General features: G+C 61.0%; 9 protein-coding genes and 1 pseudogene. 9 read left to right on the plus strand and 1 reads right to left on the minus strand.

All coding sequences use genetic code 11. The annotated features are described in order from the left end of the window. Positions 1-10: 10 nt before the first annotated feature. The 3 genes from GGQ66_RS20500 to GGQ66_RS20510 all read left to right on the plus strand — a co-directional run bounded on the left by GGQ66_RS20500 (position 11) and on the right by GGQ66_RS20510 (position 2488). Complete coding sequence (locus tag GGQ66_RS20500; RefSeq protein ID WP_183795145.1) at positions 11-793, plus strand: ABC transporter ATP-binding protein; 783 nt, start codon at positions 11-13, stop codon at positions 791-793. Next, positions 783-1607, plus strand: a complete 825-nt coding sequence (locus GGQ66_RS20505) for an ABC transporter permease (RefSeq protein WP_183795147.1) — start codon at positions 783-785, stop codon at positions 1605-1607. The genes GGQ66_RS20500 and GGQ66_RS20505 overlap by 11 nt, the downstream gene beginning before the upstream one ends. 140 nt (positions 1608-1747) lie before the next feature. Next, positions 1748-2488 carry a sulfite exporter TauE/SafE family protein gene (locus GGQ66_RS20510; protein ID WP_183795149.1) on the plus strand — a complete coding sequence of 247 codons (741 nt, stop codon included), beginning with the start codon at positions 1748-1750 and terminating at the stop codon, positions 2486-2488. Between the two features lie 36 nt (positions 2489-2524). Here GGQ66_RS20510 and GGQ66_RS20515 read toward each other — a convergent pair whose 3' ends face one another. Continuing rightward, a complete protein-coding gene (locus GGQ66_RS20515; protein ID WP_183795150.1) occupies positions 2525-3226 on the minus strand; it encodes a GntR family transcriptional regulator in 702 nt (233 codons plus the stop codon). Positions 3227-3554: 328 nt separating this feature from the next. Between GGQ66_RS20515 and GGQ66_RS20520 the strand changes: the two genes are divergently transcribed. The 6 genes and pseudogenes from GGQ66_RS20520 to GGQ66_RS20545 all read left to right on the plus strand — a co-directional run. Then, the gene (locus GGQ66_RS20520) at positions 3555-4262 is read left to right on the plus strand and encodes a 3-oxoacid CoA-transferase subunit A (protein ID WP_183795153.1); all 708 of its coding nucleotides are present in this window, start codon (positions 3555-3557) and stop codon (positions 4260-4262) included. Then, positions 4259-4948, plus strand: coding sequence for a CoA transferase subunit B (locus GGQ66_RS20525; RefSeq protein WP_183795155.1), 690 nt, complete (start codon positions 4259-4261; stop codon positions 4946-4948). The genes GGQ66_RS20520 and GGQ66_RS20525 overlap by 4 nt, the downstream gene beginning before the upstream one ends. Positions 4949-4957: 9 nt before the next feature. Continuing rightward, on the plus strand, positions 4958-6163 hold the full coding sequence (gene pcaF, locus GGQ66_RS20530; protein WP_183795157.1) for a 3-oxoadipyl-CoA thiolase: 1206 nt from the start codon (positions 4958-4960) through the stop codon (positions 6161-6163). 97 nt (positions 6164-6260) lie between these two features. After that, a complete protein-coding gene (locus tag GGQ66_RS20535; RefSeq protein ID WP_183795159.1) occupies positions 6261-7277 on the plus strand; it encodes an AraC family transcriptional regulator in 1017 nt (338 codons plus the stop codon). A 189-nt stretch (positions 7278-7466) separates the two neighbouring features. Next, complete coding sequence (locus GGQ66_RS20540; protein WP_183795161.1) at positions 7467-8507, plus strand: zinc-dependent alcohol dehydrogenase family protein; 1041 nt, start codon at positions 7467-7469, stop codon at positions 8505-8507. Positions 8508-8932: 425 nt separating this feature from the next. Then, a pseudogene (locus GGQ66_RS20545) lies at positions 8933-9577 on the plus strand (IS701 family transposase); the annotation flags it as partial. Positions 9578-9606 lie beyond the last annotated feature (29 nt).

Consider the following 9606-nt stretch of genomic DNA (forward strand, 5'->3'; position numbering starts at 1 on the left):
GGAGTAAGAAATGACAGTTCCCAAGATCGAATTTCGCAACGTCAACCTTCGCTATTTCACCACGAAAGGCGAGACACTGGCGCTCAAGGATATCAACTTCAAGGTCGAAAAGGGCGAGTTCGTCAGCATCGTCGGCCAATCCGGTTGCGGCAAGAGCACATTGCTGTCGCTTCTCGCCGGGCTCATCAGGCCAACGGATGGAGAAGTCCTGATTGACGGAGTGCCGGTTGGCGGTTCATCGCCCCAGGTAGGCTTCATGCTGCAGCAGGACAGCCTGTTCGAGTGGCGAACCATCGTGGAAAACACGATGCTTGGCCCCGAGATCCGGCGTCACAATCTGCACGAGGCGCGGTTGCGGGCGGAAGGAATTCTGAAGCGGTACGGTCTTGGGGACTTTCTCGAAAGTAAACCATCCGAGCTTTCCGGCGGTATGCGCCAGCGTGCGGCGCTGGCCCGCACCATGTGCCTGCAACCGGATATTCTACTGCTCGACGAGCCGTTTTCAGCGCTCGATTTCCAGACGCGACTTTCGATCGCCGACGAGATCGGGGACATTATCCGCAAGGAAAACAAGACAGCCATTCTGGTGACACACGACATTCCCGAGGCTATCGCCATGGCCGATCGTGTCATCGTCCTCAGCCGTCGTCCCGGCCGCGTCAAGTCGATCCACCCGATCACTTTCCCAAGTCACGGCGAAGAACGTCCCGGCAGTTTCGCTGCCCGCGAAGCCACCGAGTTTCCGGCCTATTTCAATACCGTCTGGGAGGAGTTGGAAGTTCATGTCGAGTAATGTCAAAGCCATCGTTGCACCGAGTGCCGAATATCGTGCGTGGCTCGCGGCCCAGCGCCGGAACAGGTTGCTGATTATCGCTGCGCAGGTCGGTCTGATCCTCGCCTTGCTCGTGGCCTGGGAAGTTGCGCCGCGCCAGCATTGGGTCAATCCGATGCTGACGAGTTACCCGAGCGCCATCTGGACCGCCTTTTTGGAAATGGTTTCCAGCGGCGAACTGGGAAACCATGTCATGGTAACGCTGATGGAGGTGGTTATCAGCTTTGCCCTCGCCATGCTTTTCGGGACTGCAATTGCCGTTGTACTGTGGATGTCGCCCGGTCTTGAGCGGGTTCTCGATCCTTTCCTTGTCGTGGCCAATGCGCTGCCGAAGATCGCTCTCGTTCCGATCTTCTACATCTGGCTTGGTGCCGAGGGCTCAATCTATGCGGTCGCCATCGCGGTGGCGTTGTTCATCACCATTCTGATGCTCTACACCGGCTTTCGCCAGTCAGATCCGAACAAGATCAAGCTTGCCCGCACGCTTGGCGCCACCCGCTCCCAGATCCTCGGCAAGGTCATCCTGCCCGGCAATATCCATACGTTCATCGCCACGCTGAAAGCCAATGCCGGCCTTTCCCTGGTGGGCGTTATCGTTGGTGAGTTCCAGGCCTCCAAGGAAGGTCTTGGCTATCTGATCGTCTATGGCAGCCAGATCTTCCGGATGGATATGGTCATGGCATCCATTGTGATCCTCGGCTTTATATCGCTTGCGATCTACGCCCTCATTCAATGGACAGAAACCCGGATCAACAAGCCGTCCGGACGGGTCTGAAGCCAACGACAGCAGTCGTCCGTGCCGCAGTAAGCGTGTGGCGCCTGACGATTATACCCGCAAAACAGAGATATGACGGCGCCGGTGGCATTCGTCATATCCATATCTTCGTATACAATAGACAGAATGTTGATATCGATATGATGGACTTCACAAGTGTTGCCAGCGTAGAACAGTGGGTTGCAACAAGCGTTCTGGTTCTTGTGGGCGCGTGCCTGCAAGGCGTGAGCGGTGTCGGCTTCGGCATGTTCGCGGCACCGATCCTTGCCATAGTCGCTCCCGAACTGGTGCCGGGGCCCATGCTTTTCCTGTCCCTTGTCATTGCTGTTCTCTCCGTCATCCGGGAGCGTTCGAGCATCGACACCAAGGGGCTCGGCTATGCGCTGCTCGGGCGGATACCGGCCTCGATCATTGCTGCCGCCATGATCGGCGTGCTTCCGATCCGCGAACTGTCAATCCTGTTTGCCATCGTCATTCTTGCCGGGATCGTTATGAGCCTGACGCGCCTTGAAATTCGCCCCACTGCGCCCGTGATGTTTGGGGCAGGGTGCGTGTCAGGGTTCATGGGCACGTTGACCTCTGTCGGCCTGCCGCCGATCGCCTTGATGTATCAGAGCGCACCCAAGGCGACGCTGCGCGCTTCGCTCGGTGGCTTCCTCATCTTCGGCACGATAATTTCCATCGCAGCACTCACCGCCGCGGGGCGCTTCGGCATGCACGACGTCGCGCTAGGCACCTGGCTCATTGCGCCATTGTCGCTTGGCTTCTGGATTTCCAATCCGCTTGCCCGGCGCGTGTCTCCGGGTATCGTCCGGCTTGCCGTGCTTGCCCTGTCGGGTTTTGCCGCGCTGTTGCTACTCGTCCGTCAGTTTTGGGTCTGAGCAGTCAGGCTGGCGCGCATGTAGGGCGAAGCGAGGCTACACGTCGCCTTGTGTCGCCCCGTCGGCGTCGCGGATCGACTTCAGATGCGCTTCCCCCGCGCCGAGAACGTGGGACATGGCCCGCCTTGCTGCCAGTTCCTCGTCGCCGTCGAGAATGGCTTGCAGAATACCCGCATGCTCCTCCCAGCTGATCGCCTGCCGCTGGGGGTTCTCCGGCGAGAAGAGAAGGGCACTTCGCGCGCGCAGCGAACCGAGCATTTCCGAAAGGAGTTGATTATTGCCAGCCTCTGCAAGGGCTTCGTGGAACTGGTCGTTCAACTCACGCAGCCCTTTGTGACGCCCGGCCCCGACCGCGGCCTGGCCCTTGCTCAATATTGCCTCGACCCCTTTGAGGGTGACGGGATTGCGGTGGCGGGCGGCGAGCCGCGCATTGTGCGATTCGAGAAGGGCGCGAATCTCGATGATTTCACCGATTTTTTCGGGCGCGAGTTCCGCGACATGGGCACCCTTGCGGCTTGAGACATCGACCAGTCCTTCCGAACTGAGCGCGCGGATTGCTTCCCGGACCGGGTTTCGCGATACGCCATATTCCTCGGCAAAACGTTCTTCAACCAACCGTTCGCCGGGTCTCAGACGTCCGCTGACGATGGCGGCCCGGATCTCCTGATAGACGAGGCTGTGGAGGGAGTTGTGCTGTTCACCCAACCGTTTCCCGGCCGCTTTGCTTGCCTTCGCCATGCGATCATCCTACGCGTCTTCTATCGGCCCATGCGTAACCGATCTGTCCCCGCATGAAAAGGGCACCCGGTTGTCTACAGTGCACAGAGGGCTGGCGCCTTTTGCCGCGTACAGGCCGATTTTCGAGTCGGGCGGTGGCCCAATGAAATGAATGACTGGATCAAGCGGCGCCGATCGCCACCGGTTCACCCATTCCATCACATTTTTCACCGTCACGTTCACGCATCATTTGTGCGATAATCGAACAAAAATCATATAACGCACAAAAAAGATTGCCGTCGGGCCGCGTCCGGCTTTAATTTCGAGGCCACACACGGAGGTTTCAGACATGGACAAGACAATCGCGAGCGCGGCGGAAGCCGTGGCCGGGATCGGTGACGGTGCGACCGTGATGATCGGCGGCTTCGGCGGCTCAGGCGCGCCGATCGAACTCATTCACGCACTGATCGACAAGGGGCCGAAGGGGCTTACCGTCATCAACAACAATGCCGGCAACGGCCGTATCGGCATCGCCGCAATGATCGATGCGGGGCTGGTTGCGAAGATGATCTGCTCCTTCCCGCGCTCATCGGACCCGCGCGCCTTCACAGATGCCTATCTGGCCGGCAAGGTGGAGCTGGAACTGGTGCCGCAGGGCACGCTGGCCGAACGCATTCGCGCCGGCGGCGCCGGCATTCCCGCTTTCTATACGCCGACCGGCTACGGCACGGAACTGGCCGAGGGCAAGGTGATCGCCGAATTCGACGGTCGTCCTTACGTGCAGGAGCGCTGGCTGAAGGCCGATTTCGCGCTCATCAAGGCGCATGTCGGGGACATCCACGGCAACCTCACCTACAACAAGGCCGCCCGCAACTTTAACCCCATCATGTGCATGGCGGCCGCCAGGACCATCGTGCAGGTGGCGACGCTGGTGCCGCTCGGCGGCATCGACCCCGAACAGGTGATCACCCCTGGTATCTTCGTGGATGCCGTGGTCGAGATCGCCAATCCGCAACAGGAAGAAGTTCTTATCCGGTCGGGAGCCGTCTACGCATGACCACCGAAACTCAGGACGACATCAAGCTCTCCAACGCCCAGATCGCCTGGCGCGCCGCGCAGGACATCGAGGACGGCGCTTACGTGAACCTCGGCATCGGCTTTCCGGAAATGGTGGCGCGCTACCAGCCGCCGGGCAAGCAGGCGATCTTCCACACAGAAAACGGCATTCTCGATTTCGGCGAGCCGCCGGCGGAAGGCAAAGAAGACTGGGATCTCATTAACGCCGGCAAAAAGGCTGTGACGCTGAAGCCGGGCGCGGCCTTCTTCCACCACGCAGACAGCTTCGCCATGGTCCGCGGCGGCCATCTCGACGTTGCCATTCTCGGCGCCTACCAGGTGGCCCAGAACGGTGATCTTGCCAACTGGCGCGTCGGCTCCAAGGGCGTACCGGCCGTCGGTGGCGCGATGGACCTCGTCCATGGCGCAAAGCAGGTCTTCGTCATCACCGAACACGTCACCAAGGACGGCAAGCCGAAGCTGGTGGAGGCCTGCACCTTCCCGCTGACGGGTGTCGGTTGCATTACCCGCATTTATACCAGCCATGCCGTGATCGACATCGTGAAGGGACGCTTCGTGCTCAGGGAAAAGCTGCCGGGTCTTTCGCTCGAAGCCCTTCAGGCCATGACCGGCGCGCCGCTTCATATCGATGGCCCCGTGGCTGATCTCATCGCGCCCGATCTCTGAGGAACTGACATGACCGACGTTTTCATCTGCGACTATATCCGCACGCCCATCGGCCGTTTCGGCGGTTCGCTCTCCGCTGTCCGCGCCGACGATCTCGGCGCTGTGCCGCTCAAGGCGCTCATGGAGCGCAATACGGCGGTGGATTGGGAAGCCATCGACGACGTGATCTTCGGTTGCGCCAATCAGGCCGGCGAAGATAACCGCAACGTGGCGCGGATGTCGCTGCTTCTGGCTGGCCTGCCGGTTTCCGTCACGGGCACGACCATCAACCGCCTGTGCGGCTCGGGCATGGATGCGCTCATCACCGCCGCCCGCGCCATCAAGGCCGGCGAGGCGGAACTGATGATCGCCGGCGGCGTGGAAAGCATGAGCCGCGCGCCCTTCGTCATGCCGAAGGCAGACACGGCCTTTTCACGCAACGCCCAGATCTATGACACCACGATCGGCTGGCGTTTCGTCAATCCGGCGATGAAGGCGGCCTATGGCGTCGATTCCATGCCGGAGACCGGCGACAACGTGGCGATCGATTACAAGGTCACCCGCGAGGATCAGGACGCCTTTGCCGTCCGCAGCCAGGACAAGGCTTCCGCCGCGCAGGTCAATGGTCGTCTGGCCAGGGAAATCGTGCCGGTTTCCATTCCGCAGAAGAAGGGTGATCCGGTTCTGGTGACGAAGGACGAGCATCCCCGTGCCACGAACCTCGAGGCGCTCGCCAAGCTGAAGCCTGTGAACCGCATGGATGGCGCAACCGTGACGGCTGGCAATGCGTCCGGCGTCAACGACGGGGCGGCCGCGCTCATCGTCGCTTCGGCGGCGGCGGTGAAGAAATACGGCCTCACGCCGATTGCCCGCATCGTTGGCGGTGCCACGGCGGGCGTTCCGCCGCGTGTCATGGGCATCGGCCCGGCGCCGGCCTCGCAGAAGCTGCTCGACCGCATTGGCTGGAAGGCCGGCGATCTCGATGTGATCGAACTCAATGAAGCCTTCGCCTCCCAGGGGCTGGCGACGCTCCGCCTGCTCGGGATCGCCGATGACGATCCGCGTGCGAACCCGAACGGCGGGGCGATCGCCCTTGGCCATCCGCTGGGCATGAGCGGTGCGCGCATTGCCGGCACGGCCGCGCTTGAACTGTCGCTGACGGGCAAGGCCAAGGCGCTCGCCACCATGTGCATTGGTGTCGGGCAGGGCATCGCCATCGCGCTCGAGCGCGTTTGATCGCTGACGCCCCGGCCTTGCGCCGGGGCGACTTTCGGCATGTTGCATTCTTCTGACTTCCGGGCACAATGCCGACGGGATGGAGGAGGATGGAAACGTGCTGGAACATGCGCTGCTTTACGACGCGCAGGGCCAGCCGCTGCTCAGCGGAAAGCTGAATGCTTCCCGCGAGTGGGCGGAGGTCAATGCGTTCTGCAACCGGGTCTATATGCCGCTTGCGGCGCGCCCGCTTGTGGCCGGGTCTGACCCGAATGCGACATTGCGTACCTTGTCGATCGGCCGGATCGTGCTTAGCCGCTTCTGCTTCGGCGTGCCGACCAAGGCCGATGATTTCGATCCCTCGTCCGGCAATATCATCGTGGTCAACACCATGCGCGGCAGTGTGCGCCATCCGCTTGGCGATGGTGTGAGCATCGATACGCAGCCCGGCGACAGCTATGTCGTGGATTGCAGCCGCACGGACTACTGGAACGTGGCGGATGGCAACGACCTCCAGTTCAACCTTACCATCCCCCATGCGCTGATGGAGGAAACTTCGCATCGCTGGTATGGCTTCGTGCCCGAGGACGACCTCTGGACCAAGCGTCTGGTTTTCGGCCGCGGCCCATCGGCCTGGCTTTCTCTTCTCGATTACGCAACGCGATCTGTCGATGCCCGCAGCGAAGGGATTGCCAGCCCGCTGATCGAGCGGCGGATCGAGGAAACGCTCTGCCTCGAACTGCTGCGCGGCTGGGCCGAACAGTCCGGGCTCAACCTCGAAACCGGTGCGCGCGGGGCAGCCCCCCGCTATGTGCGCGAGGCCGAACGCCTGATGGTGGAACAGGCGCACGAGGCGCCAACGGTGACGGATATCGCGGCGCAACTGGGCATTTCCACCCGCAGCCTTTCCGAAGGGTTCCGCCGGTTCCGTGGCATTACCCCGCATGATTATCTTACGGCACGACGCCTTGACGGGCTTCGCAAGGCGCTTGAGCGCGCGGCCCCCGGCGAGACGGTTTCCTCGGTTGCCGCAGCCCTCGGCTATGTGAACCTCACGGCGATGACCGTGAGCTATCGCCAGCGCTTCGGTGAAAGCCCGCACCAGACCTTGCGCAGCCGTCCGATGTCATCCTGACGGTCATCCCGCTTTTCTTCCCGTATGGATCATCATCTGCCGGAATGGATCATCCCCCGGCCTGCGTCTGCCCGCCCTGTTGGACTAGAGTGAAAACGGGTGTCGGTTCACACCCCGCTACCCGGACAGGAGACCGGTTTGTGCAATCTTTGCAATATGATGAGGGGCATGGCCCCCAGGGAGGTTATGATGAAAGCGCTTGTCTATTACGGGCCAGGCAAGAAAGACTGGGTTGAAAAGCCGAAGCCGGTGGTGCTGGAACCGACGGACGTCATCGTGAAGATCACGAAGACGACGATCTGCGGTAGCGACCTGCACATTCTCAAGGGCGATGTGCCGACCGTCACGGAAGGTCGCACGCTCGGCCATGAGGGCGTGGGCATCGTCGATGACGTCGGCAGCGCCGTGCGCAACTTCAGGAAGGGTGATGCGGTCCTCATCTCCTGCATCACTTCCTGCGGTTCCTGCCCGAACTGCAAGCGGCAGCTTTATTCCCATTGCGATGATGGCGGCTGGCAGCTTGGACATACGGTGGATGGCACACAGGCCGAATATGTTCGCATCCGCCACGGCGATAATTCGCTCTACCCGATCCCGGCGGGCGCGGATACGGAAGCCCTCGTCATGCTCTCCGACATCCTGCCCACGGGGCTGGAAATCGGCGTGCAGGCCGGCGGCGTAAAGCCCGGCGATGCCATCGCCATCATTGGCGCGGGACCGGTCGGCATGTCGGCGCTTCTGACAGCGCAGTTCTATTCGCCTGGCCGGATCGTGATGATCGACATGGACCCGGCGCGTCTGGCCCTTGCCCGCCAGTTCGGCGCCACCGATACGATCCAGGTGGGTGCTGAAGATGCGACGGCGCGGATCATGGACATGACGGAAGGTCGCGGTGTCGATGTGGCTATCGAAGCCGTTGGCGTGCCGGCCACCTTCGATATTTGCCAGAAGATCGTTTCCGCTGGCGGCAACATCGCCAATGTCGGCGTGCACGGCAAGCCGGTGGAACTGCATATCGAGGATCTCTGGATCAAGAACATCAACATCTCCATGGGACTGGTGAATACCAACACCACGCCGATGTTGCTGAAGACGGTTCAGGCCGGCACGTTCGACCCGACGAAGCTCATCACCCACCGCTTCGCGCTGGATGACATCCTCGCAGCCTATGACGTCTTCGGCAACGCGGCCCGTGAAAAGGCCATGAAGGTCATCCTCGCGGCGGCCTGAGTTCGCGACAGACAAGCGTAGATCCCCACCGGCCCGGATGACAGGTCCGGTGGCTTTTTTCTAATCGCGGTTGTTAGGCTGGTCGCAGAGGGCATCGCAGGTCGGACTCATGGTTCTCGTCGAGGTCGGTACTTTGACCGCCTCATCATGGCGTTGGATAGGTTCAGTCGACCAATGTGGTGTTTGCGGTTATCTGAACGACCCAGCACTCGCATTTGTGGGATAAGCTTCGCACCGCACAACTAGGACATCGTCCGGTACGGAATCCATCGGGTTGCCATGCATATGCGTCATGTCCTCGATCGCCGAAACGCTAGGTGTTTGATCCCACAGTTTAGCACTACTTTGGCAGATTGATTATTTAGGGCTTCCCTGCGCGGAGTTTCGGTGATTCATAAGGAACCAGCTTTTGAAGGGAGCTGGTGATGAATGCTGATTGGATGGACGACCTCGAGCACTGGCTTCAGCCATTTTTGGCGGGTCTTTCGCATTGAGCCCGACGCAGGATGTGTCCGCTTTACATTGGAGGACTGATTGGGCCAGGCGACCGTAAGAGCGTGCAACCGATGGCCGCGCGCACAGACGATGTCGGCTACGATCAGCTTCATCATTTCGTTGCGGCCGGGGTTTGGGACAGCTCTCCGCTGGAGGTCGCGCTACTGAAGGAGGCCGATCGTCTGGTCGGTGATCAGGCGGGCTTTCTCGTCATCGACGACACAGCATTACCGAAGAAGGGACAATATTCAGTTGGCGTCGCGCCTCAATACGCTTCGTCGCTTTGCAAGACATCCAATTGCCAGTCACTGGTGTCTGTGACCCTGGCCTCGCGCGAAGTGCCCGTGATGGTGGGCCTTCGGCTCTTCCTGCCCGACACATGGACGAATGATCCTGAGCGGATGAAGCGGGCGCGCGTCCCGAAGGGTCGACAGGTCGCTCTTACAAAGCCGGAGATCGCCATCGAAGAGATTGATCGTGTCATCGCTTCAGGCTCGCGTTTTGGCTGTGTGCTTGCTGACGCGGGCTACGGGTCGAGCAGTGCTTTTCGTCAGGCTCTGAGTGAGCGCGGTTTGCTGTAGGCAGTCGGATTATCGCGGCGTCA

The organism is Allorhizobium borbori (assembly GCF_014196535.1).
GTDB lineage: Bacteria > Pseudomonadota > Alphaproteobacteria > Rhizobiales > Rhizobiaceae > Ectorhizobium > Ectorhizobium borbori.

Excerpts from the sequence above, each read along its gene's own strand:
- GGQ66_RS20500 (WP_183795145.1), top strand. The coding sequence starts at position 11 with ATGACAGTTCCCAAGATCGAATTTCGCAACGTCAACCTTCGCTATTTC.
- GGQ66_RS20505 (WP_183795147.1), top strand. The coding sequence starts at position 783 with ATGTCGAGTAATGTCAAAGCCATCGTTGCACCGAGTGCCGAATATCGT.
- GGQ66_RS20510 (WP_183795149.1), top strand. The coding sequence starts at position 1,748 with ATGATGGACTTCACAAGTGTTGCCAGCGTAGAACAGTGGGTTGCAACA.
- GGQ66_RS20515 (WP_183795150.1), bottom strand. The coding sequence starts at position 3,226 with ATGGCGAAGGCAAGCAAAGCGGCCGGGAAACGGTTGGGTGAACAGCAC.
- GGQ66_RS20520 (WP_183795153.1), top strand. The coding sequence starts at position 3,555 with ATGGACAAGACAATCGCGAGCGCGGCGGAAGCCGTGGCCGGGATCGGT.
- GGQ66_RS20525 (WP_183795155.1), top strand. The coding sequence starts at position 4,259 with ATGACCACCGAAACTCAGGACGACATCAAGCTCTCCAACGCCCAGATC.
- pcaF (WP_183795157.1), top strand. The coding sequence starts at position 4,958 with ATGACCGACGTTTTCATCTGCGACTATATCCGCACGCCCATCGGCCGT.
- GGQ66_RS20540 (WP_183795161.1), top strand. The coding sequence starts at position 7,467 with ATGAAAGCGCTTGTCTATTACGGGCCAGGCAAGAAAGACTGGGTTGAA.